Source organism: Actinomyces gaoshouyii (assembly GCF_002072175.1).
Lineage (GTDB): Bacteria > Actinomycetota > Actinomycetes > Actinomycetales > Actinomycetaceae > Actinomyces > Actinomyces gaoshouyii.
Genome location: NZ_MVIV01000003.1, coordinates 257,649 through 282,737, shown reverse-complemented (window position 1 = coordinate 282,737; position 25,089 = coordinate 257,649). Strand labels below are relative to the sequence as shown.

Here is a 25,089-nt window from a genome sequence, read left to right as displayed (position 1 = left end):
GCCCCGGCCTCGAGCACGGGCCGGCTCCTGGGGTGATGCGCTGCGATTCGATAACGCTCATGGGGCGCTCGACTCCTCGAGTCAGTGGATGATCGGACGCCGCTGATGTTAGAAGCGCGTGAGATCCTTGGGAATACTGCGATTGTGGGGGGCGGCGGGCTCATCTCAGCCTTTCGATGGACAGCCGCTCCCTACCCGCTCGCAGCGCTCTCCGGGGCGAGCCGGCGCTCACAGTGGCCGGTGGAACAGCCCATCCCGGCTGAGAACCGTTAGCCTGGGGTGGTGACCGAGCATCAGGACGCCCCCCGACTCAGGCCGGAACCACTACCCGGCTCGCTCGCCGACGGCCGGTGCCTCCTCATGGGGATCGTCAACGTCACCCCGGACTCCTTCTCCGATGGCGGCCGCTGGTCCACCCCCGAGGCCGCCATCGCCCACGCGCGCGAGCTGCTGGCCCAGGGTGCGGACATCCTCGACATCGGCGGGGAATCCACCCGGCCCGGCGCCACCCCCATCAGCCCGGCCGACGAGGCCGAGCGCGTCCTGCCGGTCATCCGCCCGCTCGCCGCCGAGGGCGCCGTCGTCTCCGTGGATACCATCCACGCCTCCACTGCGGCCGCCGCCCTCGACGCCGGCGCCCTCATCATCAACGACGTCTCCGGGGGCCTGGCCGATCCCGCCATGCACCCCCTCGTGGCCTCCTCCGGCGCCGTCTACATCTGCCAGCACTGGCGCGGCACGCCGGAGACCATGAATGAGCTCACCGATTACCCGGAGGGCGTCGTCACCGGAGTGGAGGCCGAGCTGCGCCGGCGCCTCGACTCCCTGGCCGCCGCGGGCGCGCGCGACTCCCAGATCGTCGTCGACCCCGGGCTGGGCTTCGCCAAGACCCACCCGCAGTCCTGGGAGCTCCTGGCCGCCACCGCCCGCCTGCGCGAGGATCTGGGCCTGCCCGTCCTCATCGGCTCCTCCCGCAAGCGCTTCCTCGCCGCGGCCGCGCCGCCGGGCGCCGAGCCCACGGGGCGCGACGCCGCCACTGCCGCCACCACCGCCCTGGCGGCCGCAGCCGGGGCCTGGGCCGTGAGAGTCCACGAGATCCCGGCCAACCGGGATGCCATCCGCACCGCCTCCCTCTGGAAGGACCCCCGATGAGCACCGTCACCTCCTTCTCCTCCGATAGGATCCGCCTCACCGGCCTGTCCGCCCGCGGTTACCACGGAGTCCTCCCCTTCGAGCGCTCCGAGGGGCAGATCTTCACCGCTGATATCGCCCTCGACCTCGGCCCGCGCGGCACCGCCGTCGCCGCGGTGACCGACTCCCTCAACGACGCCCTGGACTACTCGGCGGTCGCCAACGCGGTGGTCGCGCTCATCGAGGGCGAGCCCGTGGCCCTCCTGGAGACCCTCGCCGAGCGGATCAGCGAGACGGTCCTCGCCTTCCCCCGCGTCATGGCCGTGGAGGTCACGATCCACAAGCCCAACGCGCCCCTCGAGGTTGCCTTCGACGACGTCTCCGTCACCATCACGCGCCTGTCCGAGGCGGCGGCCTCCGTGCTCTCCTCGGCGACGAGCGCGTCCGCGGCGGCCAGTGCTCCGGTCGTTGCGAGCGCGCCGTCGGCGGCTCCCTGCGCGGCCGCCGCCGACGCCTCGGAGCCCCCACTGCCCAGGGCGAGTCTTCCACTGCCGTCCGCGCCGTCCGTCCCCTCGGCGCCCGCCGGCGCGCCCGCGGCCGAGCCGATCAACGACGCGCCCCCGTACCCGGGCGCCCTCACCGGTCGCCTCGACGCGGTCGACGATTCCAGGACCGGCGTGCCCGAGGCCCCTCTCGCCCAGGGCTCCAGCGCTCCCGAGCCGGCGCAGCCCCCCGTCCCGCCCGTTGGCGACCTCGGAGAGGGCACGGTTGACCACTTCGGGCAGGCCGGCCCCCTCCGGGCCGGCTCCGTGGACGAGGCCTGGGCCGCGGTCCCGTTCAGCACCGCTGAGCCCGTCGGAGGCGATCCGGGCGAGGATTCCCATGAGAACCGGGCCGAGGGGGCGGGCTTCGACGGCGTCGCGCCCGCCTACGATGCCGGCGCTCACGATCCTGGGGCTACGACCCCCATCGACGATGCGGCCTCCCACGCCACGCCCGCCCCGCTCGGCATGGGCTCACCCGCCCGGCCCGGAGATGATCGCATCGCCTCCCCGGCCCCCGCCGCGAGCGGTGAGGACACCGACTCCCCGATCGGAGCCGGCTCCTCCGCCGTGTCCCAGTACCAGGATGTTGAGCCCGGCCACGCCGTGGTCGCGGAGGCGGCCCCCCTTCCCGCCGGGCCCGCCGTCGACCCCCTCGCGGAGGCCCCCACGGCCCCGGTGCCCGTTGTCATCGGCCTGGGGGGCAATCTTGGTGAGGTCGTCCCCAGCTTGCGACGCGCCGTCCGCACCCTCCAGAGCACCGAGGGCGTCGAGGTGACGGCCATCGCCCCTCTGGCGCGCACCGCCGCCGTCATCGAGCCCGGCGCCGGCGAGCAGCCCGACTACCTCAACACGGTGATCCTCGCCCGCACGAGCCTGTCCGCGAAGGATGTCCTGGCCCTCTGCCGGCGCCTGGAGGCCGATGCCGGGCGCGTGCGCCTGGAGCCGAAGGGCCCGCGCACCCTCGACGCCGACGTCATCACCTACTCCGACCTTCGCTCGGCCGACCCCGAGCTCATCCTCCCGCACCCGCGCGCCACCAGCCGCTCCTTCGTGCTGCTGCCCTGGTCCCAGGCGGACGCCTTCGCCGAGATCGACGGCCAGAGCGTCGCCGCCCTGGCGGAACAGGCCCCGGACCGCGACGGAATCCGCTGGCTCGCCCTGGACTGGATCGACTCCGACGCCCTGCCCAAGCTCCCCACCGGCCAGTACGTGCCCGCCGACGCCCTTGCGGACTCCTCGCAGAAGGTCGGCGCCGGCGAGCGGGCCTCGCAGTCGCAGGACGTCCCCGACTTCCTGTCCGCGCCGTCGGCCGCCCTCGTGGGGGACGAGGAGGAGCCCTTCAGTGAGACCGTCCCCGCCTCCATGATCAAGGACGCTCTCGCCCAGGACCCCTCGAGCGCCGACGCCGCGCCCCCCGGCCCCGGGATGCCCGGTGCCCCCTCCGCGCCGGTGCCGCCCGCGCCGCCCGCCCCCAGCCCCTTCGTCGATCAGGCCCCGCAGGTCGCGGAGCCGATCAGCGGGGCCGCGCCGGGACAGCCCGGCCGACCGGGCCAGGCTCCGCAGGACGGGAGAAGGGCTGCGGGCCCCCAGCGCTCGGATGACCACACGTGGTCGGCCTCCTCCGGCTGGGAGGACGTCATCGGCCGAGGCGGGCAGGGGAACTGATGCGCCGCACGCGCTGGACGGCGGTCCTCGCGTGCTCCGCCACGACGACCGTCCTCTCCCTGGTCGCCCTCGATCTCATGCTGCGCAGCCGCGGCTGGATCCCGGTCCTCACCGCGTGGGGCGCGGCGACAGGCCTCGTCATCGCCATGGTCATCCTCGTCGCAGGGCTCGCGGTGAGGCGCCTGCGCGCTCGGCAGGCGACCTGGATCACCCCCACCGGCGCCGCCGCGACCGCCGCCGGCGCGCAGGCCTCCGCACTGGCGGGCTCCTGCATCGGCGGCGTCTACGCAGGGGGGCTGGCCTGTGCGCTCCTCGCTCCCGCCTCACCGGCGATGAGCGACCTGGCCCTCACCAGTGGACTCTGCCTGGCCGCCTGCGCGGCCTGGTGCGGTGTCGGCCTCCTCGTCGAGCACTGGTGCGCCATCGACTCCTCCGACGACGATGACCGTCCCACCGGCTCCGCGCGATCGGGCGGCGCCGCCACCCCCGGGGCCGCCGCATGACCGCCCAATCGATCCCAGGCCCCGCCGATCAGCGCCGGCCCGCCGCGCCCAGGACCTCCCGTCTGGCTGGCGCCGCCTCCGGTGCAGGAGGGCCCTTCGCTCCCCAGGGCGTCTCCTTCTCCCCGGTCTCGCCCTCCCTGGCCACCGCTCGTGTCATGGCGGCCCTCTTCCTCCTGCTCCTCCCGGCCGCGGGATTCGCCATCCCCGCGGTCCTTGTGAGCCCCTGGTTCTGGGCGGGAACCGGCGCCGCGATCGTCATCCTCGCCTGGCTGCTGTGGATGATCCCCCGCCAGGTGCGGGCCATGGGCTACGCCCTGGCCGGGGAGCACCTCCTGTGGCGCAAGGGGATCATGTGGCGCCGAATGTCCGTCATCCCCTATGGCCGCATGCAGTACGTCGACACCTCCCAGGGGCCCATCGCACGCCGCCTGGGCATCGCCGAGGTCAAGCTCCACACCGCGAGCGCCGGCACCGATGCCACCATCAACGGACTGCCCGTGGCCGAGGCCGAGCACCTGCGCCAGATCCTCGCCGAGCGCGGCGAGGAGAGGATGGCCGGCCTGTGAGCGGGGCCGCCGAGGCGGGCGGCGCCTCCTCCAGCGGCCCGAGCCCGGCCAGGACCGGCGCCGCTCGCCACCGGCGCGCGAGGGGCGCCGTGCCGAAGAGCGCCCGCCGGCGCGCCATGAGTCTCCCCAAGGGTCTGAGCTGGCGCCGCGTCCATCCCATCACCCCGCTGGTCCGCGGGTGGAGGGTCGTCGCCGCCCTCATCGCCATCGTCTCCTGGCGGGCGCTGGACGACATCGAGCGCGTGATCGAGCTCTACCGCGAGTTGCGCGAGGTCGAACCCGGTCAATACATCCAGACCGCGCGCGGCTGGGCGGCCGACGTCTCCGGAGGCGACCCCACGACCTGGCTCATCGGCGCCGGGATCATTCTCGGCCTGATCGTGCTCGTCATCCTCGCGCTCCCGTTCCTGTCGTGGCGGGCGATGAGCTACGCTGTCGACGCCGACGCCGTCTACCTGCGCTCAGGGATCCTCGCCAAGCAACTGCGGATCGCCCGGCTGCCGCGCATCCAGAGCATTGACATCACCCACCCGCTGCTCGGGCGCATCGTCGGCCTGGGGCAGCTCTCCGTCGAGGTCGCCGGCGGCGCGGACTCCAAGGTCCTCATCGGCTACGTGCGCACCCGCCAGCTCGAGGCGCTGCGGCGTGAGATTCTCGACCTCGCCGCGGGCGCCAGCACCGCAGGGGCATTGCCCGGCGCCCCGTCCCCGGCGGGCGCCGGTATGGGAGCTGGGGCCAAGGGCTTCGAGGATGCCGTGGGCTTCCCCCGCGTCTCCGAGGGCGTCCTGGACGAGGCCGAGCACCCCCTCTACGCCGTCGAGCCCCGTGTCCTCATCGCCTCCCTCATGCGCTCCGGGACAACGGCCTCCATACTCACGGCCGTCCTCTTCGCGGCTATCGGGCTGCTCTTCATCCTGCGGACGGGGGCAGACGTCCTCGCCATTCTGCCCATCATCACGGGCCTCTTCACAATCCCCATGACCCTCATCTCCCTGCAGTGGAGCTCCCTCGCCCGTGGCTGGGGATTCCGAGCCGCGGCGACCCCCGCGGGCATCCGCATGCGCTACGGCCTCACCGATGCGACCTCGACGACGCTGCCCCCGGGACGCGTGCACGCCGTCGGGCTCGTCCAGTCGGTGCTGTGGCGGGGCAAGGACTGGTGGCGCGTGGACGCGACCGTGGCCGGCCGCGCTGTCACCCCCTCCGCATCGAAAGGCGCGAAGAAGGTCTTCACGCGGCTGCTGCCCGTCGGCCCGCGTGACCATGCTCTGCGGGCCCTGTGGCTGGTGGTGCCCGACCTGGGGACCCCCGACCCCGATGCTCTCCTCGCCGCGGCTCTGAGCGGCATCGACGGTGCCGGTGCCGGTCCCGCCGCCGCGCCCATCGGCTCGGCGGAGCGCGGCTTCATCGGCGTGCCCCGCCGCGCCCGGCTCTTCAACCCGATCGCCTGGCGCCGCAAGGCCATCGCCCTGACCGGCACCTGCGTCATCCTGCGCCTCAACCGCTGGGCACGGCGCGTGAGCGTCATCCCCTACGAGCGCATCCAGTCCTTCCGCGTCCTCCAGGGGCCCCTCGCGCGGCGCTGCGGCCTGGCGACCATCCGATTCGACATGGTCGACTCCGATGTGCCCGTCATCCTGTCGAATCTCGACGCCCAGCACGTCACCGAGCTCTCGGCGCTCATCGCCGCGCGGATGGCGAGGCGGGGCCACGATGAGCACCTCGACCGCTGGCTCTCCCGCGTCACCGCCTCCATATCGTGAGACGATCCCGGCCATGAGCGACGCATCTTCACCCGACAACCCCGAGTCCCCCGCCCCCTCTCAGGCAGGGGGAGCGGCCCGCCCCGGGCGCCTCGGGGTGGGGGTCATCAGCGCCGGGCGCGTGGGAGCGGTTCTCGGTTCGGCCCTGCGCGCCGTCGAGCATCAGGTCGTCGGTGTCCACGCCGTCTCCCAGGCCTCGCGCGAGCGTGCCGAGATGCTCCTGCCCGGCGTGCCCATCCTGGAGGTTGAGAGCATCGTCGAGCGCGCCGAGCTCATCCTCCTCGCCATCCCCGATGACGCCCTGGGACCCCTCGTCCAGGGCCTGGCCGACCTGCGCCGCTGGCAGCCGGGCCAGCTCGTCGTCCATACATCGGGCACGCACGGCATCGCCATTCTCGAGCCCGCGCGCCTGTGCGGGGCGATCCCCCTGGCGATCCACCCGGCCATGACCTTCAGCGGCTGGTCCACGGACCTCGCCCGCCTCACCGGATGCCCCATGGCCGTCACCGCGCCCGCCGCCGTCCTGCCAATCGCCCAGGCCCTCGCCGTCGAGCTCGGCGGCGAGCCCTTCGTCCTGGAGGAATCCGCGCGACCCGCCTACCACGCCGCACTAGCCCACGGCGCCAACCATCTCGTCACCCTCGTCACCCAGGCTGTGCGCGCCCTGGAGGCCGCTGGTGTCCCCGATGGCGCCGCCACTCTTCGCCCACTGCTCACCGCCGCGCTCGACGGAGCCCTACACGAGGGGGAATCCTCTCTCACCGGACCCATCGCCCGGGGGGACGCGGGCACGATCACCCGCCACCTGACCGCCCTCGAAGCGCTGGAGGACTCCTCGGGCCACGGTCTCAGCGATGTCACCGCCACCTACCGGGCGCTGGCCCGTGCTACCGCGGACCGCAGAGAGTCCGCCGGAGCGCTCGGCGCCGAGCGGGCCGACGCCATCAGACGCGCGCTGGAGGCCGGTGAGTCGGGGGCCTGACGAGCAACGGCGCCCGTTCGCGCCCGGCTCGCGCGCCCCGTCAGCGGTCCGACCCCCGCGAGGCGCGCCCGGGCGCGGATCGGCCCGGGCGCAGTAGTGTGAACGCCATGACCGGCTCCGTCGTACCGTCCCCCGCTGTCCTGGCCCGCACTCGCGCGGAGCTCGCCGACGCCCTCGCGGGCGATGCCGCGCCGCGCGCCGTTGTCATGACCATGGGCGCCCTCCACCAGGGCCACTTCGATCTCGTCATCGAGGCCGCGCGCCGCGTGGGGGAGTTCGGGACCGTCGTCGTCACCATCTTCGTCAACCCCCTCCAGTTCGCCCCCGGTGAGGATCTCGACGCCTACCCGCGCACCCTCGAGGCCGACGTCGCAGGGCTCACCGGCGCGCTCACGAGGGATGACGGTGCCCTGCGCGTGGGCAGGCTCATCGTCTTCGCACCCACCCCCGAGGTCATGTACCCGGGAGGCGAGCCGGGAGTGCGCATCGACCCCGGCCCCATCGCCACAGTCCTGGAGGGGCGCTCACGGCCCACGCACTTCGGCGGCGTGTGCCAGGTGGTGCTCGCCCTCCTGCACCTGACGGCCCCCAGGTGGGCGATGTTCGGGCGCAAGGACGCCCAACAACTCGCCATCGTCAGCGCCATGGTCCGCGACCTCGCCGTGCCCGTGGAGATCGTGGCAGTGGACATCCGTCGTGAACCCGATGGCCTGGCCATGAGCTCGCGCAACGCCTATCTCGGCCCCGAGCAGCGCCGGCAGGCTCTCGCCCTGTCCCAAGCCCTGGAGGCCGGCCGGGCGGCGGCCGACGCGGGGGCGGACGCGTCGCGCATCCGCACCGCCGCGCTGACCCACCTGGAGACTGCGCCCGGCGTCGAGGTCGACTACGTCGCGCTCGTGGACCCGGAGACCTTCGTGGACCTGGCGGGCGCCGGGCTCGGGCTGGCCGCGGGCCCCAAGACGCGGGAGGAGCAGGCGCAGGCCGAGCCGCGCCAGGGACTGCTCGCGCTCGCGGCCCGCGTGGGCGCCACCCGCCTCATCGACAACGCCCGTGTGCCCCTGACGTGCTGACCGGCGCTGATGCCTGCGCCCTCGGGCCTCACATACCGGCTGGCCCCGCTTCGCGCCTTCAAACGGCGAGGATGAGGGCGCGAAGCGGGGCCGAGACCGCGAATCCTGGCCGAGACCGCAAGGACGGCACCGGCGATAGTGGTGCAGACCTCTCATCCGGGGGCTGGTGCCGCCCCTGCGGCCGTCTAGGCTGATTCGCGATGAGCACCCGCACCCGGACGATGATGACGTCCAAGATCCACCGCGCCACCGTCACCCAGGCCGACCTCGACTACGTCGGCTCGATCACCGTGGATGCCGCGCTCCTTGAAGCCGCCGATCTCCTGCCCGGTGAGCGGGTGGACATCTGCGATTGCGCCAACGGCAACCGCCTGTCCACCTACGTCATCCCCGGCGAGCGCGGCAGCGGCCAGATCTGTGTCAACGGCGCCGCCGCCCACCTGGTCAGCCCGGGCGATGTCATCATCCTCATCGCCTACGGGCAGATGAGCGATGAGGAGGCCCGTGCCTACCAGCCGCGCGTCGTCTTCGTCGACGCCAGGAACCGGATCGTCGAGCGCTCCGCCGAGCCCGGAGGCGTGCCCATGGACTCGGCGGCCGCTCGCCTCCAGGGCCTGTGTCCCTCTGGCATTCCGCTCGCCGAGGCCCGTGCCTGAGCCTCGACGCGGTTCTGCGCGCTCAGCCTCGGCACGCTTCTCTTGCCCCGGCGGAGAAACGTTGCGATCTCGCGGAACAGCGTGATCGGCAGCCACCGCTCGATGGGCGGTGAGACTCTCCGGAGGGGATCGCGTCCTCGGCACGACCTCCTCCAGTCGTTTCCGGGCGCCGGCGTCATAGCGGCTGGTCAGTGGATCCCGCAGTTCCTCGACGATGGCGCCCTGGCCCAGGGCGGCATCGTCGACCGCGATCGCCTCCAGTTCATCGTTCACGAGGTCCTCGTCGGCCGGCGTCTTGGGCGCTCATCCAAGTGCGCGCCTCCCCGATCGGGACGCCAGTCATCCACAAGCCTGCGGACTGACTTCGACGCGGATCACGGTGCGGGCCGGTCCGGCGCGCGTGGAGGAGCCGTAGACTCGGGCTGTGATCGACGATAACCCCACTGCCCCCGAGGCATCCCCCCTGGCCGACGCCCCTGTGACTCCCCCCGCTGCTCCCTCCGCTGAGCCCCCCGCGCAGGGCGGGCCGAAGCAGTCCAAGGCCGAGCCGAGCCCCGGTGAGCAGTTCGCCATCCGCGCCGGCAAGCGTGAGCGCCTGCGCGCCGAGGGCTGGGACCCCTATCCCGTCCAGCTCCCCCTGACCACCACGATCGCCGCCGTCCGCGCGAAGTACGCGGACCTGGCCGCCGGTGAGGAGACCGAGGACGTCGTGGGTGTGGCCGGCCGCGTCGTCTTCCTGCGCAACACCGGCAAGCTCTGCTTCGTCACTCTGGCCGACGGCGCCGGCACCACTCTGCAGGCGATGCTGTCGGCCAAGTCATTGCCCGGCCGGGGGCACTCCTCGCTCGCCGCTTTCAAGGCGGACGTCGACCTCGGCGATCACCTCTTCGTCCACGGCCACGTGGGCACCTCCCGCCGCGGCGAGCTCTCCGTCTTCGCCGAGCCGCTCCTGTGCGAGGGCCATGGCGCCGACGATCTCGCCGCCGCCGGCGACGATGCCCTCGAGGTCCCGGCCTGGCGCATCGCCTCCAAGGCCCTGCGCCCCCTGCCCAAGACCTGGACCAACGAGGCCGGCGAGGCCGTCACCCTGTCCGAGGAGCAGCGGGTGCGCCGCCGCGAGCTCGACCTCCTCACCCGCCCGGCGGCCCGCGACATGGTGCGCATCCGCGCCGCCGTCGTGCGCTCCCTGCGCGAGAACTTCCACCGCCGCGACTACGTGGAGCTGGAGACCCCTATGCTCCAGGTCATCCACGGCGGCGCCGCCGCGCGCCCGTTCGTCACCCACATGAACGCCTTCGACATGGATCTCTACCTGCGCATCGCCACGGAGATCTATCTCAAGCGGGCGGTCGTGGGCGGCGTGGACCGCGTGTTCGAGATCAACCGCAACTTCCGCAACGAGGGCGCCGACTCCTCCCACTCCCCGGAGTTCGCCGCCCTGGAGGCCTACGAGGCCTACTCGGACTACAACGGCATGGCGGAGCTGACTCGCAACCTCGTCCAGCAGGCGGCCCGTGACGCCTTCGGCCTTCCCGAGGGCGGGGAGGTCGTCGTACTCGCGGATGGCACCGAGTACGACCTATCCGGCGAGTGGGCGAAGATCGACCTCTACACCTCCATCTCCGAGGCCGTCGGCGAGGAGATCACCGTGGGCACCCCGCGTGAGGATCTCGTCCGCATCGCCGAGAAGCTGGGCCTGGAGGTCGACGACTACGCGGTGGCCGGCAAGATCGCCGAGGACATCTTCGAGGTGACCGTCGGCGACTCCCTGTGGGCCCCGACCTTCGTCTACGACTTCCCCGAGGACACCTCGCCGCTGACCCGCTATCACCGTTCCAAGCCGGGACTGACGGAGAAGTGGGACCTGTACGTGCGCGGCTTCGAACTGGGCACCGCCTACTCCGAGCTGGCCGACCCGGTGGTTCAGCGCGAGCGCTTCGAGGCGCAGGCCCTCGCGGCGGCCAACGGTGACCCGGAGGCCATGGTTCTCGACGAGGACTTCCTCGTTGCCATGGAGCAGGGCTTCCCGCCCTGCGGCGGCATGGGCATGGGCATCGACCGCCTGCTGATGGCGCTGACCGGCCAGGGGATCCGTGAGACGATCACCTTCCCCATCGTCAAGCGCGGCTGAGCCGGCCCGGTGGCGCCTCAGCGCGGTGCGCCCGATTCCCAATCCTTGAGCGCTTCGGTCACCTCATCGAGGTATTCATCGACCTCTTCCTGGGAGTAACCGGTCCGGAAAGGCATCCACAGGTCGTCGAATAGGGTGTTCAGCAGCCGATCGGCGGTCAGGATGTCCTTTCCTCCCGGGGCGGTGCTCATCGAGGCCATGAGGGTCGGCGCTCCCCTTCCCTCCCATGCGCGCAGGGCATGAGCGGCGCGCTCCATCGTCGCGTCCACATCCTCGATGACGTAGCGGGAGCCCGTGCGAACCCTCCTGAAATCCTTGAGCTGGACATCGCGACTGGTGATGGAGGGGGCCATGGGCATCCAATCTGGTTCGGGAACGGGGGCGGAGCGGTCCCATCATAGGCGAGGAGCCTGGAGGCGGGACGCGGTGCCGGTCGGGGCGATCGGCCGGGATCCGACCTCGCCCGGCGTGATCCGTGGATCCGTGGCCCTTAGCGGCTGAGGCTCGCCTCCGCCGCGGCGACCTGTCGGCTCACGGGGACGAGGCGGGTGAGCTGGGTGATGTGACGGGGTTCTAGCTCCTCGATGGTGGCGACCCCGAGCAGGCGCATGGTGCGCACGATCTGATCGGCGAGAATCTCGATCATGCGGTCCACCCCGGCCCGGCCGCCGGCCATGAGGCCGTACAGGTAGGCGCGGCCCACCAGTGAGAACTTCGATCCCAGAGCGGCGGCGGCGATGATGTCCTGACCATGCATGATGCCGGTGTCGATCATGACCGTGGTGTCCTTGCCCACCTCCCGCAGGACCTCGGGCAGGAGGCGGAAGGGGACGGGGGCGCGGTCCATCTGGCGCCCGCCATGATTGGACAGCAGGATCCCGTCGACGCCGAGGTCGACGAGCCGCTTGGAGTCCTGCACGTTCTGGACCCCCTTGACGATGATCCTGCCCGTCCACATGGAGCGGATGACGGCGAGGTCGTCGTCGGAGATCGTGGGGTCCATGACGGAGTCGAGCAGCTCGCCCACCGTGCCGTCGGTGGAGGACAGGGACGCGAACTCCAGCTTCGGGGTGGTCAGGAAATCGAACCACCAGCGCGGGTACATCGCCGTGTTGAGGACCGTTCCGGCGGTGATCCGCGGCGGGATGGAGAACCCATTGCGCTTGTCCCGCAGGCGGGCCCCGGCGGTGGGCACGTCCACGGTGAACATGAGGGTGTCGAAGCCGGCCCTCTGCGCGCGCTCGACCAGCCCGTAGCAGATCTCGCGCTGGCGGGTGACGTAGAGCTGGAACCAGTTGCGGCCGCTGGGATTGGCGGCGGCGACATCCTCCATGGACGTGGTCCCCAGCGTGGACAGGCTGAAGGGGATGCCCGCGGCGCCGGCGGCGGTGGCCCCGGCGATCTCGCCCTCGGTCTGCATGAGGCGGGTGAATCCGGTGGGGGCGATGCCGAAGGGGAGTGAGGAGCGCCCGCCGAGGATGGAGCAGGAGGTGTCGGTCTCCGGCGCGGGGCGCAGGATGTCCGGGTGCCATTCGATGTCCCGGAAGGCCTGACGGGCGCGGCGCAGGGAGATCTCCTCGTCGGCGGAGCCGTCGGTGTAATCGAAGGCGGCGGCGGGTGTGGTGCGCTTGGCGATAGTGCGAAGGTCCCAGATCGTCTGAGCTGCGGCAAGGCGGCGACGGCGCGCGTTGAAGTCGGGGGACTTGAACTGCAGGAGTTCGAAGATCTCGGATGGTCTGGGGAACTGGCGCTTCACCACAGTGCTACCTCTTTGTCGGCTGGTGGTGCCGCAGTGGGCGGTGGCTGCTGCGGCGATCGGACAATGCTGGGACCTTGGTCTAGGTCTGGCGCACGTCGAAGTATGCTCTGAGGCCGCTGAAATAGCAAGGCAAGGCTTGCCTGTGTAATCGCTGAGGTGTGCGGAGGCCCCGGCGCCCTCCAGGATGGGGAGGGGGCCGGGGCCTCCGGTATCGCCGGCGGACCCGATCCCGGGGATCGGCGCGCTGGGAGCCTTTCCGGACCGTGCAGCCGCGACCGCGGCTCAGTCCTCGCTGAGAGTGGCCTCCATCCGGGCGCGCGCGCCCTGCTCCTTGATGGCGGCGAGCTCGGCGAGGAAGGCTGAGCGGAACCGTTCATCGGAGCCCAGGTCGGAGAAGACCTCCTCATTGGTGAGGAAGGCGCCCTCCTCGCCGTCGCGCTGGCGCCGGCCGTAGTCCTCCAGGTGGTCCTGGGCGTCCGGGATCGGCCTGCCGGTCTCGTCGACGCCCTCGGCGCACCAGGCCCAGGCGGCGCACAGCGCCGCGCCCAGCCGAATGGAGCGGCCCGCCTCGAGGTTCTCCCGGATCGTGGGCAGCACGAACTTGGGCATGCCCGAGGGGCCGAAGAAGGCCAGGCGCGCCAGGGTGTCGGCGATCGCCGCGTTCGTGAAGCGCTCGAATAGCGAGTCCACGTAGGCGGGCAGATCGATACCCGGCACTGGGCGCAGCGTCGGCAGGGCCTCGCGCTCCAGGTAGGCGCGGGTCCAGGCGGCGATCTGCGGGTCGGCGGCGGCCTCGTGCCCATAGGTCATCCCCAGCGGTCGTCCCCAGTGCGCCAGGGCCTGGTGGGAGGCGTTGAGCAGCCGGAGCTTCATGAGCTCGTAAGGGACGACGTCACTCACCATCTGCACGCCGACCTCCTCGTACGCAGGGCGCCCGGCGGGGAACTCGTCCTCAAGCACCCACTGGGTGAAGGGCTCGGCCACAACCGGCCAGGCGTCGTCGACGCCGAGCTCGGAGCGCACCAGGGCGATGTCCTCATCGGTGGTGCGGGGGGTGATCCGATCCACCATGCAGTTGGGGAAGGAGACGCTCGTGTCGATCCAGTTGGCCAGCTCCGGGTCGCTCATCCGGGCCTGGGAGACGACGGCGGCGCGGGCCACCCTCCCATTGCCGGGCAGGTTGTCGCAGCTCATGACCGTGAATGGGGCGGTGCCCTCCTCGCGGCGACGGCGCAGTGCCTCCACGATGTAGCCGAACGCCGTCGTCGGCTCACCGGGGTTGGCGGCGTCGTGGACCGCCCCCTCGGCGTCGGTGCGGAAGACGCCGGTGGCGTCGTCGATGTTGTAGCCGCCCTCGGTGACGGTCAGGGAGACGATCCGCGTGGTTGGCGCGGTGAGCGCGTCAAGCACCTCCGCGCGGGCCTCGGGGGCGTACAGGTAGCGGTGGATGGAGCCGATGATCGTGGGCTCGAGATGCCCGTCGGGGTGCTTGAGGGTGAGCGAGTAAAGGGTGTCCTGGCCTGTCAGGGCATCGCGCATGGCGGTGTCGGCCGGGAGGAGCCCGACACCGCAGATGCCCCAGTCCAGCGCCTTGCCCTCGCGCATGAGGCGGTCTATGTACATGGCGTGGTGAGCGCGGTGGAATCCCCCGACGCCGAAGTGGACGATCCCGGTGGTGATGGCCGAGCGGTCGTAGGCGGGGGCCAGGGGCGAGTCGGCGAGGCTGGTGGTCATGGTTCTCTCCTTGAGTCGGTGGTGGTCATCTGGCGATGGATATGGCGATGGATATGGGGGCTGTCGCCCGGCGGCTGTCGATGAATCGCTCGCGCGCCGGAGCGCGGCGGTGCCCATGGGCGCGGGGCGGCGTCAGGCGGTCGTGTGGCCGGCTCCCTCCTCCGGCTTGTCGGACAGTGCGGGCGCCGAGTGGAGGATTCGCGCGTTGCCGGGCAGCTTGAGGGCGAAGCACAGCAGGAAGGAGACGGCGTAGATGAAGGCGAGTGCCATCGCGGGTAAGAAGTAGCCCTGCGCGGTGTTCTCGTCGCCCAGGAGCATGGTCACGATGGCCGGGCCGACGAATGCTCCCAGGCCGGCTCCGAGGTTGAGGATGGCCAGGGCATTGCCGGTCTCTCCGTGCGCGTGGGCCACGAGCAGGGGAGTGGTGGGCACGTGCGCGCTCAGGCCGATGCCGATCCCAGCGGTGCCGATCGCGATGAGGAAGAAGTTCGGTCCTGCGATGATCGGGATGAAGTACATGTACACCAGGGAGGCGAAAGTGATCGGGGTGGCCGCCCATTGCAGGGTGTTTCTCCATCCGATCCGGTCGCCGGCCACGCCCCAGAAGACGTCGCCGATGATCGCGACCAGACCGAATACGGAGAACTCGAGGATGGCTTGGGACTCCGGCATTCCGAATACCTTGTGGAGGTAGACGACATAGTAGACTTGCATCCCGTACTGGCCGGAGAGGTTGATGATCTTGACGATGCCGCCGATCGACACCTTGGGGTAGCGCCAGAGGACGGATACCGCCGAGCCGACCGACTTGGCGATCGAGATCCCCGCGGTCTGCTTCGCCGAGGGGTGCCGGCGCAGGAAGAGCATCGTGATGATGCCGCCGATGGCCGCGAGGATCCACCCGGCCCACAGAGTGGCGATATGGCCGATGGCCGGCAGGAAGAAGCTCGAGAAATAGGAGCCGAGGAACTGCATGCCCAGGGAGAAAGCGAACCAGAACCAGCCGGAGACCGAGGACTGGCGCTCCGGGGGCGTGACCATCATGGTCCAGGTGAGGTAGCCGTAGGCGAACATGGGGTAGCCGAATCCGCGCAGCCCGTAGAACAGCAGGACGAGCGGCATCGAGTGGCTGGGGAGTCCGACGACGATGAACAGGACGTCGAAGATGAGGAAGGATATCAGTCCGGTGAGCATGACCGCTCGACAGCCCAGGGCATCGCACAGCGCCCCGGACAGGAATGCCGCGAGTGCGACGACGACGCCGTAGAAGGAGACGATGGTGGACCCTTGCGCCACCGAGAACCCGACGTCGTCGGAGGAGAAGTAGTTCGTGATCCACACGGCTTCGATTCCATCTCCGATCACGAAGATGATGACGCCGAGGAAGCCAATGGCGAGATTGGTGGGGAATCCGGTCTTCTGGATCGCTGCGATGACAGGAATGGATCTAGGCATTCAAGGCTCGTTTCGAGAGGGACTGCGTTGTCTTGGATGTCAGCCAGATCGTTCTGGCGCATCCAGCATCGCCGATCGGAGCGCGCCTGACAGTGACCGGTCGGGGATTCCCGACTGCCGATTCACCGATGGGGGCCCGCCGGCGCATCGATTCCGCCGGCGCGGCTGAGCGGGCCCGGCGATGCGCCCGGGTGACCGGTTCGCGGTGCCCGGGTGACCGTTATCGACCGGATCGGTGCCCGATTCACCGAGGGAAGCGGATCGGCGGGCCCGGCGGGTGCTCCCCCGGTGGGAACGGGTGCTCACGGTGCCTCGCCGAGTGGGTCGTGATCAGACCCGATCCAGGCGCCCCCCGGCGCTGATGATCCGGCGGGCGATCGATGAGCGCAGCTCGGTGCCGGTGATGATGCGCTCGAACTGTCGCACGTGGCCGAACCGGCACAGGGTGGAGCGCGCGAATTTCGTATGCGAGCCCACGAACAGGGCCCGCTGGGACACGGACAGGGCGGTCTCCTTGACCTCGGCCACAGAGGCGTGGGGCGTGGTGAGCCAGCCGTCCAGATCCACCCCGTTGGCGCCGATGATGGCCAGGTCCGGTTGCATATCGCGCAGCATCCTCGTGGCCCACCGCTCGACGCTGGCGGCGGTCACGTGGCGCACCCTGCCGCCCAGCACGATCACGGTGGTGCGGGGGCGCTCGCACATCTCCAGAGCCGTGGGCAGGGAAGCGGTGATGATCGTCAGATCCCGGTCCGTGGGCAGGGCCCGGCCGACGAGGAGCGGATGGAAGCCCTCATCGAGGAAGACGGTGTCGGCCGCGCCCAGTCGATCGACGGCGACCCGGGCGATGCGCTCCTTCTCATCGGCCAGGTGCTCCTTCCTGTAGGTCAGGGTCGACTCGTAATTGGAGGCCTCAGCGATCCTCACGCGCCCGTAGGAACGGGTGATCGCGTGCGTGTCCTCGAGCTCGCGCAGGTCGCGCCGGATTGTCTCCACGGAAACCCCGAACAGGCCTGGCAGGGAGGACACTGCCGCCTCGCCAGTGGCCCGGAGATGGGCGAGGATCGCCTTGCGCCGCTCGGGCGCGCCCAACTGCTCCTTGTGCTGCCCGCCCGGCGTGAGGGGGCGTCGGCCCTCGAGATGCGACGGATCCGCTGTGATCTCAATGCCCATGCCCTCCATCGTGGCATGTCAGCGAGCGGTATGGGAGGGGAAGAGGGACGCGGAGGCCCCGGCGCCCTCTGGGACAGGGATGAGCGCCGGGGCCTCCGGTTCTCCACTGCCCGAGGGTGAACATCCCGGGCAGTGGGGCTTTGCGCGGAGCCGGATCGAGTCCGGCCCCGCGGTCAGTGCGCGATGACGACCCCCAGGTTGCGGGGCCCGTGGACGCCGTTGACGCGGATGAGCTCGATGTCGCTGGTGGCCGATGGGCCGGCGATCCAGGTCGTCGGACGGGTCGGGTTCTCGCCCAGGATGTCCACGGCCTGCGGCACCGTGGGCTGGATCGACTCGCGCTCCAAGATGATGACGTGGCGGTCCGGCACCAGGGAGATGGCGCGGCGCCCCTGGTCGGGCTCGCCGTCGAGGCAGATCGTGCCCGACAGCGAGATCGCGGTGCGCGAGCAGGTCACGACGGCTTCGATCCCGTCGAGCTCGAGTGTGGGGATCGGATCCTGGCGGGAGTCCTCGCGGACGGTCCGGCCGTTCCTCGCAGCGGCCTCCTTGTAGGCCTGCGGGAGCCCTGCGGGAACCACGACGGTGGTCGCGTCGGCCAGGAGGGCGTCGATGGCGTCGAGGATGCCGACGTCCTCGGCCTCCACCCGCACGACGGCGTTGTAGTCCTCCAGCTTCTCCACCATCTCGGCCACGACGGGCTCGGATCCGGGCGGGTTGGCGCCGACGCGCGTATAGGCGCGGGGGACGGGCGCGGCCGGGGCGGTCTGGGAGCGGGAGATCGCCTCCCGGGCGCGCGAGAGGATCACGCTGCGGGCGTCCATCACTTGTCCTCCTTACTCTTACTGCTCGCAGTCGACTGCGGGTGCGTGCGCCTCCACCACTCGCGGAAGCTCTCCGCGGGGGCGGCGGGCACGTCGCGGGTGCCCGTCCACATCGAGGCGGGGAAGGGCAGGGAGCCGATCTTGCCGTCCCGGTCGATGAGGCGCGTGGCCTTGATGGCCTTCGTGGCCGTGGCCCACACCCTGCCGCTCTTCATGACCGGCGTGGTCACCCCCATGGCCACGTCCCACATATCGGGGAGGATCTTGCGCTTGACATCGACGGTCCTGGCGCGCAGGTGGACGAGGATCGTCGGGATGTCGATCTTGACCGGGCAGACCTCGCCGCAGGCCCCGCACAGGGTTGAGGCGTAGGGCAGGGTGTGGACCGGATCGTCGTCGGACAGGCCCTGGGTCAGCTGGGGGGTGAGGATCGCGCCGATGGGCCCGGGGTAGACCGAGCCGTAGGCGTGGCCGCCCGTGTGCTGGTAGACGGGGCAGATGTTCATGCACGAGCCGCAGCGAATGCAGTGCAGTGCCTCGCGGCCGATCGGGTCGGACAGGGCCTTGGTGCGCCCGTTGTCCATGAGGATGAGGTGGAACTCCTGGGGGCCGTCGCCCTCGGTGACGCCCGTCCACATGGAGGTGTAGGGGTTCATGCGCTCTCCGGTGGCCGAGCGCGGCAGGAGCTGGGAGAAGATCTCGACGTCCTGGAAGCGGGGGACGAGCTTCTCGATGCCCATGAGGGTGATGAGCGTGTCCGGCAGGGTCAGGCACATGCGGCCGTTGCCCTCGGACTCGAAGATCGAGACGGTGCCGGTCTCGGCAACGCCCATGTTGGTGCCGGAGACGGCCACCTTGGCGTGGAGGAACTTCTTGCGCAGGTGAGCGCGGGCGGCCCCGGCCAGCTCCTCAGGCGTGTCGGACAGGTCCTCGGGGGCGTCGTCCATGCGGTCCAGGAAGATACCGCGGACCTCGGAGCGGTTGCGGTGGATGGCGGGCACGACGATGTGCGAGGGCATGTCGTCGGCGAGCTGGACGATCATCTCGGCCAGGTCGGTCTCGTGGGCGGTGATGCCCTCGGACTTGAGGTGCTCGTTGAGATTGGTCTCCTGGGTGGCCATGGACTTGACCTTGACGACGTCGTCGACGCCCTTGGATCTGATGATCTCGGCGACGATGGCGTTGGCCTCGGCGGCGTCGCGCGCCCAGTGGACGATCCCGCCCCGGGCGGTCACGTTGGCCTCGAACTGCTCCAGGAGCTCGGGCAGGTTGCTCATCACCTCGTTCTTGACGGCGGAGGCGGCGTCGCGCAGGTCCTCCCAGTCCGGCATCTCCTCCACGCGCATGGCGCGCTTGCCCCGGATGGTGCGAGTGGCGTGGCCGAGGTTGCGGCGCATCTGCGTGTTCTGCAGGGTGCGGTGCGCGCCCTTGGTGAAGGTGGTGCCCCAGCGCAGCGGGTCCTCGGGGACGTCCACGGTGGTCACCCAGCCGCCGGTATGGGGGTGGGTCTCGGGGCGCCGGCCCGCGCCCGCGGGCATGCCCAGGAATGTCTGGCTCATCGGGCCACCTCCACATCCGCCTGGAAGGCGACGTTGCCGATGAAGGGGGCGTCCTTCGTCGAGGCGAGGATCTCGGCGAGGTGCATGATCCGCACCCCGGAGTTCAAGCGGGACAGCCCGCCGCCGATGTGCATGAGGCAGGAGTAGTCGCCCGCGCACAGGATCTCGGCCTTGGTGGCCTTCACATGGGAGACCTTATCGGTGAGCATCGCCGTGGAGACCTCATGGTTCTTCATGGAGAAGGTGCCGCCGAACCCGCAGCAGACGTCCGCGTCGGGCAGGTCGACGAGATCGATGCCCTCGACGGCGCGCAGCAGCGTGTAGGGACGGTCTCCAACCTTCGCGATGCGCATCGAGTGGCAGGTGGGGTGGTAGGTGACGCGGTGGGGGAAGTAGGCGCCGACGTCGGTCAGTCCGAGGACGTCGACGAGCAGCTCGGATAGGTCGTAGGTCCGTTCGGCGACGGCGTCGGCCCGTTTGGCCAGGTCGTGGTCCCCGACATGCTCGGCAACGAGGGCCTGCTCGTGACGTGTGGCCCCGGTGCAGGAGCCCGAGGGGACGACGATGGCGTCCCACTCGCCGTCGAGCACGGGCTCGAAGGTGTCCACGTGGTTGCGGATGAGTTTGGCGCCCTGCTTGAAATACCCGGTGTTCGCGTGCATCTGGCCGCAGCAGACCTGCCCCTCGGGGAAGACGACCTCATGGCCGAGCCTCTCCAAGAGTGTGACGGTCGCCTGCGGCGCCTGCGGGAACATGGTGTCCGCGATGCAGGTCGCGAAGAGCGCGATACGCACGATGAGGACCTCCCTGTCTTCTGTACTCGCGGCGTCGTTGTCCGATGTCGCTCTCACCCTAGGGCCTTCGTCCCTGCCCCGGTGGCCGTGATGTCCAGGAGACGGCGCCGGGTGGAGCGCGGTGGGGGCGCGACCCTTGGCGTACTGCGGAAACTCGGCGCTGTCATCGGGTGGGTGGCCGGTTGAGAGCGCCGGCCGCGTCGGTGGTGGCACCCCTCCGCGCGCCGGATATTACGAATGTGTGTCGTGATGTTTTCCCCGGCGGGCTCTCAGCGAGTCGCCCCCTCGCGTGTGTGGCGCGAGGGGGCGACTGAACGGGTGGGCCGGGCCGACTGCGGGGAAGGGGGGCGGGCCCGGCCTCGGGCGGCTCAGCGGATGGGCATGTAGGCGCCCAGCCAGCCCTGCGAGCCGATGAACACCAGCGTGCACAGGAGCAGCAGCAGGCCGATCGAGTACGGGGCGACCCGCTTGAGGATCTCGGCATCCGATCCGGGCTCGTCGATCGCGGTGGAGGCCACCGCCAGGTTCTGCGGGGAGATGATCTTGCCCAGGCCGCCGCCGATCGTGTTGCCCGCCAGCAGGATGCGCGCGTCGAGACCGGCGCCTTGGGCGGCTGTCGCCTGGAGCTTGGCGAAGAATGCGCCGGCGGAGGTCGCTGAGCCCGCCACGCCGGTGCCCACCCAGCCCAGGATCGGGGCGAGGAAGGCGAAGAATGCGCCGGTCGACGCCAGTGCCGCGCCGATCGCCGTGGTCTGGCCGGAGAAGTTCATGACGTAGGCCAGCGCCATGACCGTGGCGATGGTCAGGATCGCCAGGCGCAGGTTGTGGATCGTCCTGGGCAGGACGGCGAACATGGCGCCCACGCTCGTGCGGTATCGCCCGCCGGAGGAGACGGTTCCGTAGACGATGGCCACGATGATGCCGGTGACGAAGATCCACGTGCCCGGATTGGACAGGATCTGAAGGGTGTAGGTGCCTGACGGTGAGGGCCTGCCGTCAGCGCTCAGCAGCTGGCCGTGGACCCCGGGCCAGTGGATCGGCAGGTCCTTGGACTTCAGCACCGCCGGCAGGTCCACACCGACCTTCCACAGCTTGGTGATGGCGATGATGACGACCACGAGCACATAGGGCAGCAGGGCGAGCCCCACGCGGGCGCCGTCGGGCCTGTCCTCCTCGGCCACGAAGGTGCGGAACTCCTCGGGCGTCGTCGGGTTCCACACCAGCAGGAAGACGTAGCCGGCGGCCAGGCCCAGCAGGGAGGCGGCAACGGCGGTCAGCTCATAGGAGACTGAGGAGACGAGGAAGTGCCCGGCGCCGGTCGCCAGGCCGATCGCGAGTGCCAGTGGCCACAACTGCCTGATGCCCCGCATCCCGTCGATGATCTGCAGCAGGACCAGGGGGATGAAGGCCGCGAAGATCCAGGTGAGGTGCCCCATGCGGGTGGCGACCTCGACGGCGTCCTCCCCGCCCAGCTGGCCGGCGGTGGTCACCGGGATCGCCATGGCGCCGAATCCGACGTTGATGGCATTGCCCACGACCGTGGTCACGGCCGCCTTGATCTTGGGCAGGCCCAGGCCCACCAGCAGGGCGCAGGTGATGGCCACGGGCGCGCCGAATCCCGCCAGGCCCTCCATGAGCCCGCAGAAGGAGAAGGCGATGATGAGCGCCTGGGCGCGCTGGTCGCCCTTGCCGATGACGTTGAAGATCGCCTTGAGGTCGGCGCTGCGCCCGGAGGACTCGGTGAGGTTGTACAGCCAGACGGCGGCGATGATGATGTAGACGATCGGCATGAGGCCGAAGACCGCGCCCTGGGTGGCGCTCATGGCGGCCAGGCCCACCGGCATCCCGAAGAAGAGGGCGATGACCATGGAGATCGCCAGGGAGATGAGTGCGCACCAATGGGTCTTGACCTTGAAGGCGCCCATGAGGACGAAGAAGGCCACCAGGGGCACGAGTCCCACGAGAGCGGTCAGGTAGACGCTGTCCCCGACGGCGCTCGTCGACGGCGTGAAGCCTGTCGCGAGGGCCACTGGGATAGCGCTGGCGGGGAAGGCGGGTGCCATGAGGACCTCCGGCGTCGTTGCTGGTCAATAGCGGGTCTGAGGAGAGCTGGGGCGAGTTCTGCGTCCAGCGCCCTCCGAAGACCCGGGAGGGGGCGGATCCTGGAGCGCCGAGTCGCCCGGGCGCGGCCAGTGGACAAACGTCCTGGGTGAGAGTACCCGACATTCCCGGCGCGCGGTGCGCTCGGGGGATGGAAGGCGGGTGAGCGGAGCGGTGCTGCCTCCCGTGCCGGTCGGCGCCTGAGGACCGGCTGCCGCGGCTCAGCGCCGCGGGCCGGGGGCCAGACGCGCGGAGTTGAGGATGAAGGCGCTCTCGGAGCCCACGTGCACGAGGGCGGCGGCGATCGGGCCCAGCAGGCCCAGTGCGGCCATCCCCATCGCGACGGCGTCCACGGCGATGGTCCCGATGAAGTTCGCCATGATGACGCGCCGGGCCTTGCGGGCGATGTGGATCGTGCGCGCCAGGGAGAGTGGGTCCGACCCCACGAGGACGATGTCGCCCGCCTCTCGGGCAACATCCGTGCCCGAGCCCATCGCGATGCCCACGTCGGCGGCGGAGAGGGCAGGAGCGTCGTTGACGCCATCGCCGACCATCGCCACGCGATGGCCCGCCGCGCGCAGCTCGCTGATGATCGCCTCCTTGTCCTGGGGCAGCAGCCCGGCGCGGATCTGCCCGGGGGTCAGGCCCAGCTCGGCGCCGATCCTCGCGGCCGTCGACGGCGCATCACCGGTGAGCATGAGGACATCGAGGCCCATATCGCGGATCTTCGAGAGCATGAGCGCCGATCCCTCGCGCAGCTCGTCGGCCACCAGGATGATCCCCGCCGTGGCGCCGTCGACGACGACCCGGACGGCGGTGGCACCCGCGGGCAGGTCCGCCGCGGGGCCCGGCAGTCCGTCGAGAGCGCTGGAGTCCCGATCGGTGTCGGGGCGGCCGACACTCACCCGCTGTCCCTCGACAACGGCCTCGACCCCCCTACCAGGGGTGTAGAGGGTGGACTCGGGCGAGGGGATGGCCAGGCCTCGCTCGCGGGCCCTCTCCAGGATGGCCCGCCCTATGGGGTGCTCCGTGTTCCACTCGGCGGCCGCGGACAGGCGGAGCAGGGAGTCCTCGGCGCCCGCGTCGCCGCTGGCGGGGCGCAGGCCGACCACCCGAGGCGCGCCGGTCGTCAGCGTGCCGGTCTTGTCGAGCACCACGGTGTCGACGGCGGACAGGCTCTCCAGATGCGCCCCGTCCTTGATGAAGGCCCCGGTGCGCGCGCACCGGGCGACGGATGCCAGGACGGCCAGGGGCGTGCCGGCCGCGACGCCGCAGGCCCCGGCGGCGATGATCACGGAGATCGTGGCCCCGGTGTCCCGCGTGACGACAAGGGTGAGGAGCGCCAGGCCGAGGGCCAGGTAGACGATGCGGGCGGCGAGCACGTCCGCCAGGCGGTGGACGGGGGCGCGGCTGTCCTGCGCGGCGCGCACGGCCGCGATGATCCTTGCAAAGGAGGAATCCTCGCCCGCCCTCGTCACCTCGAGCTCGAGGGGCCCTTGGGTGATCGAACCTGCGGGCACGGGATCGCCCGCGTCCACGGTTACCGGCAGGGATTCCCCGGTGATCCGGGACTGATCGATGTCGGCGCTGCCCCTGCGCACGACGCCGTCGGCCGGGACCCTCCCGCCGGGGCGCAGGGCGATGACCTGGCCCGGGGCGAGGTCATCGATGGGGATCTCGCGCTCCTCGCCGTCGATGATGACGTGGGCCGTGCGCGGCAGGAAGGTCATGAGGCCGGTGAGTGCGTCGCGCCCCCGCTCCATGCACAGGTCCTCCAGGATCTCGGCCACGAGCACGAACAGGGCGATGAGCAGGGCCGTCCCCCACTGCCCGATAACAGTGGCCGCGGCGATGGCCAGCAGCATGGACAGCTCCATGCTCATGCGTCGCTCGCGCAGGTCGCCCCAGGCCTCGACGGCGATGGGCCAGCATCCGGCTGCCAGGATGACGGTGCCGATGGTCGCCAGCGTCCACCCCGGTGTGCCCGCCAGGCGGGCGATCCAGGCGGCCAGGGCGCCGACGGCGACGAGGATGACGCGGGCGGCGTCGGTGGTCTCGATCCGCTTCGGGAGCGGCTCATGGGCCTCGGCGGGAGGGGGAGGTGAGGATAATGGATCGTGCCGAGGGCACGTCGCGGGCTCGGCGCGCTCGGGGGCCGTCTCACTCATGATCCACTCCGATCCGGTGGTCGGCGGGCAAGTTCCCGGTGACGTGCTGGGCCTGGAAGACGGCCTGGCGTACGAGGATGCGGGCGTGCTCGTCGATGAGCCGGTAATAGACGCGGGGGCCCTCGCTGCGCGAGGCGACAACGTGCCCGAGGCGGAGCTTGGCCAGGTGCTGGGAGACGGCGGCGGCGCTGCGACCGGTGCGCTCGGCCAGGACGCCGGAGGAGATCTCCCCCTCCTCCTCCAGCAGGGCGATGATGCGGATGCGCGTGGCATCGGCGAGCAGGGAGAAGATCTCGGCCGCGAGCTCGGCGGTCTCCTGTGTCGCGGCATCGCTCATAGCGGGTCGTGGGGCGGCGACGTCGCGCACGAGCGAAGATTTAGCGTTTGCGTTCACATTTAAATAATAGGGATATGACGAGCTGTGTTCAAGGGGGCGGCTCTTCGCGCCCCCACCCCCCAAATACCGTCTCGGCCCGGCCTTGCGCCCTCAAACTGCGAGAATGAGGGCGCA

Annotated in this window: 20 protein-coding genes; 9 read left to right on the top strand and 11 right to left on the bottom strand. The window is 70.8% G+C overall.

Translation table 11 applies throughout. The features are described from left to right. Positions 1-282 precede the first annotated feature (282 nt). The 9 genes from folP to B1H50_RS04495 all read left to right on the top strand — a co-directional run bounded on the left by folP (position 283) and on the right by B1H50_RS04495 (position 11,012). Positions 283-1,152 carry a dihydropteroate synthase gene (gene folP, locus B1H50_RS04535; RefSeq protein ID WP_080462580.1) on the top strand — a complete coding sequence of 290 codons (870 nt, stop codon included), beginning with the start codon at positions 283-285 and terminating at the stop codon, positions 1,150-1,152. Continuing rightward, the gene (gene folK / locus B1H50_RS04530) at positions 1,149-3,341 is read left to right on the top strand and encodes a 2-amino-4-hydroxy-6-hydroxymethyldihydropteridine diphosphokinase (RefSeq protein WP_080462579.1); all 2,193 of its coding nucleotides are present in this window, start codon (positions 1,149-1,151) and stop codon (positions 3,339-3,341) included. The genes folP and folK overlap by 4 nt, the downstream gene beginning before the upstream one ends. Next, positions 3,341-3,844, top strand: a complete 504-nt coding sequence (locus B1H50_RS04525) for a DUF3180 family protein (RefSeq protein WP_080462578.1) — start codon at positions 3,341-3,343, stop codon at positions 3,842-3,844. Before folK ends, B1H50_RS04525 begins: the two co-directional genes overlap by 1 nt. After that, complete coding sequence (locus B1H50_RS04520; RefSeq protein WP_080462577.1) at positions 3,841-4,410, top strand: PH domain-containing protein; 570 nt, start codon at positions 3,841-3,843, stop codon at positions 4,408-4,410. Before B1H50_RS04525 ends, B1H50_RS04520 begins: the two co-directional genes overlap by 4 nt. Further along, positions 4,407-6,173, top strand: a complete 1,767-nt coding sequence (locus B1H50_RS04515; RefSeq protein ID WP_229657954.1) for a PH domain-containing protein — start codon at positions 4,407-4,409, stop codon at positions 6,171-6,173. The genes B1H50_RS04520 and B1H50_RS04515 overlap by 4 nt, the downstream gene beginning before the upstream one ends. 13 nt (positions 6,174-6,186) lie before the next feature. Then, positions 6,187-7,155, top strand: coding sequence for a Rossmann-like and DUF2520 domain-containing protein (locus B1H50_RS04510; RefSeq protein ID WP_080462576.1), 969 nt, complete (start codon positions 6,187-6,189; stop codon positions 7,153-7,155). 107 nt (positions 7,156-7,262) lie between these two features. Next, positions 7,263-8,225, top strand: a complete 963-nt coding sequence (panC, locus tag B1H50_RS04505) for a pantoate--beta-alanine ligase (protein WP_080462611.1) — start codon at positions 7,263-7,265, stop codon at positions 8,223-8,225. A gap of 200 nt (positions 8,226-8,425) precedes the next feature. Further along, positions 8,426-8,881 carry an aspartate 1-decarboxylase gene (gene panD, locus B1H50_RS04500; protein WP_080462575.1) on the top strand — a complete coding sequence of 152 codons (456 nt, stop codon included), beginning with the start codon at positions 8,426-8,428 and terminating at the stop codon, positions 8,879-8,881. A gap of 478 nt (positions 8,882-9,359) precedes the next feature. Continuing rightward, positions 9,360-11,012, top strand: a complete 1,653-nt coding sequence (locus B1H50_RS04495; protein WP_229657965.1) for a lysine--tRNA ligase — start codon at positions 9,360-9,362, stop codon at positions 11,010-11,012. Between the two features lie 17 nt (positions 11,013-11,029). Here B1H50_RS04495 and B1H50_RS04490 read toward each other — a convergent pair whose 3' ends face one another. From B1H50_RS04490 to B1H50_RS04440, 11 genes are all read right to left on the bottom strand, one after another. Next, entirely contained in the window at positions 11,030-11,365 is a 336-nt protein-coding gene (locus B1H50_RS04490) for a DivIVA domain-containing protein (RefSeq protein ID WP_158082824.1), read from the bottom strand. A gap of 137 nt (positions 11,366-11,502) precedes the next feature. After that, the gene (locus B1H50_RS04485; RefSeq protein ID WP_080462572.1) at positions 11,503-12,771 is read right to left on the bottom strand and encodes an alpha-hydroxy acid oxidase; all 1,269 of its coding nucleotides are present in this window, start codon (positions 12,769-12,771) and stop codon (positions 11,503-11,505) included. 282 nt (positions 12,772-13,053) lie between these two features. Further along, complete coding sequence (locus B1H50_RS04480) at positions 13,054-14,505, bottom strand: mannitol dehydrogenase family protein (protein ID WP_080462571.1); 1,452 nt, start codon at positions 14,503-14,505, stop codon at positions 13,054-13,056. Positions 14,506-14,637: 132 nt separating this feature from the next. After that, positions 14,638-15,960 carry an RbtT/DalT/CsbX family MFS transporter gene (locus tag B1H50_RS04475; RefSeq protein WP_080462570.1) on the bottom strand — a complete coding sequence of 441 codons (1,323 nt, stop codon included), beginning with the start codon at positions 15,958-15,960 and terminating at the stop codon, positions 14,638-14,640. Positions 15,961-16,290: 330 nt separating this feature from the next. Then, positions 16,291-17,133, bottom strand: a complete 843-nt coding sequence (locus tag B1H50_RS04470; RefSeq protein ID WP_080462569.1) for a DeoR/GlpR family DNA-binding transcription regulator — start codon at positions 17,131-17,133, stop codon at positions 16,291-16,293. Between the two features lie 173 nt (positions 17,134-17,306). Continuing rightward, on the bottom strand, positions 17,307-17,957 hold the full coding sequence (locus B1H50_RS04465; RefSeq protein WP_080462568.1) for a LutC/YkgG family protein: 651 nt from the start codon (positions 17,955-17,957) through the stop codon (positions 17,307-17,309). Next, the gene (locus B1H50_RS04460; RefSeq protein WP_080462567.1) at positions 17,957-19,516 is read right to left on the bottom strand and encodes a LutB/LldF family L-lactate oxidation iron-sulfur protein; all 1,560 of its coding nucleotides are present in this window, start codon (positions 19,514-19,516) and stop codon (positions 17,957-17,959) included. The genes B1H50_RS04465 and B1H50_RS04460 overlap by 1 nt, the downstream gene beginning before the upstream one ends. Beyond that, a complete protein-coding gene (locus B1H50_RS04455) occupies positions 19,513-20,310 on the bottom strand; it encodes a (Fe-S)-binding protein (RefSeq protein WP_080462566.1) in 798 nt (265 codons plus the stop codon). Before B1H50_RS04455 ends, B1H50_RS04460 begins: the two co-directional genes overlap by 4 nt. Before the next feature lie 368 nt (positions 20,311-20,678). Then, complete coding sequence (locus B1H50_RS04450) at positions 20,679-22,373, bottom strand: L-lactate permease (protein WP_080462565.1); 1,695 nt, start codon at positions 22,371-22,373, stop codon at positions 20,679-20,681. A gap of 258 nt (positions 22,374-22,631) precedes the next feature. Beyond that, on the bottom strand, positions 22,632-24,578 hold the full coding sequence (locus B1H50_RS04445) for a heavy metal translocating P-type ATPase (protein ID WP_080462564.1): 1,947 nt from the start codon (positions 24,576-24,578) through the stop codon (positions 22,632-22,634). Beyond that, positions 24,571-24,972, bottom strand: coding sequence for an ArsR/SmtB family transcription factor (locus tag B1H50_RS04440; RefSeq protein WP_229657953.1), 402 nt, complete (start codon positions 24,970-24,972; stop codon positions 24,571-24,573). The genes B1H50_RS04445 and B1H50_RS04440 overlap by 8 nt, the downstream gene beginning before the upstream one ends. Positions 24,973-25,089 lie beyond the last annotated feature (117 nt).

What these genes read in the sequence shown, in the direction of transcription:
- folK (WP_080462579.1), top strand. Translation starts at nt 1,149, where the DNA reads ATGAGCACCGTCACCTCCTTCTCCTCCGATAGGATCCGCCTCACCGGC.
- B1H50_RS04525 (WP_080462578.1), top strand. Translation starts at nt 3,341, where the DNA reads ATGCGCCGCACGCGCTGGACGGCGGTCCTCGCGTGCTCCGCCACGACG.
- B1H50_RS04520 (WP_080462577.1), top strand. Translation starts at nt 3,841, where the DNA reads ATGACCGCCCAATCGATCCCAGGCCCCGCCGATCAGCGCCGGCCCGCC.
- B1H50_RS04510 (WP_080462576.1), top strand. Translation starts at nt 6,187, where the DNA reads ATGAGCGACGCATCTTCACCCGACAACCCCGAGTCCCCCGCCCCCTCT.
- panC (WP_080462611.1), top strand. Translation starts at nt 7,263, where the DNA reads ATGACCGGCTCCGTCGTACCGTCCCCCGCTGTCCTGGCCCGCACTCGC.
- panD (WP_080462575.1), top strand. Translation starts at nt 8,426, where the DNA reads ATGAGCACCCGCACCCGGACGATGATGACGTCCAAGATCCACCGCGCC.
- B1H50_RS04490 (WP_158082824.1), bottom strand. Translation starts at nt 11,365, where the DNA reads ATGGCCCCCTCCATCACCAGTCGCGATGTCCAGCTCAAGGATTTCAGG.
- B1H50_RS04480 (WP_080462571.1), bottom strand. Translation starts at nt 14,505, where the DNA reads ATGACCACCAGCCTCGCCGACTCGCCCCTGGCCCCCGCCTACGACCGC.
- B1H50_RS04475 (WP_080462570.1), bottom strand. Translation starts at nt 15,960, where the DNA reads ATGCCTAGATCCATTCCTGTCATCGCAGCGATCCAGAAGACCGGATTC.
- B1H50_RS04470 (WP_080462569.1), bottom strand. Translation starts at nt 17,133, where the DNA reads ATGGGCATTGAGATCACAGCGGATCCGTCGCATCTCGAGGGCCGACGC.
- B1H50_RS04465 (WP_080462568.1), bottom strand. Translation starts at nt 17,957, where the DNA reads ATGGACGCCCGCAGCGTGATCCTCTCGCGCGCCCGGGAGGCGATCTCC.
- B1H50_RS04460 (WP_080462567.1), bottom strand. Translation starts at nt 19,516, where the DNA reads ATGAGCCAGACATTCCTGGGCATGCCCGCGGGCGCGGGCCGGCGCCCC.
- B1H50_RS04450 (WP_080462565.1), bottom strand. Translation starts at nt 22,373, where the DNA reads ATGGCACCCGCCTTCCCCGCCAGCGCTATCCCAGTGGCCCTCGCGACA.
- B1H50_RS04445 (WP_080462564.1), bottom strand. Translation starts at nt 24,578, where the DNA reads ATGAGTGAGACGGCCCCCGAGCGCGCCGAGCCCGCGACGTGCCCTCGG.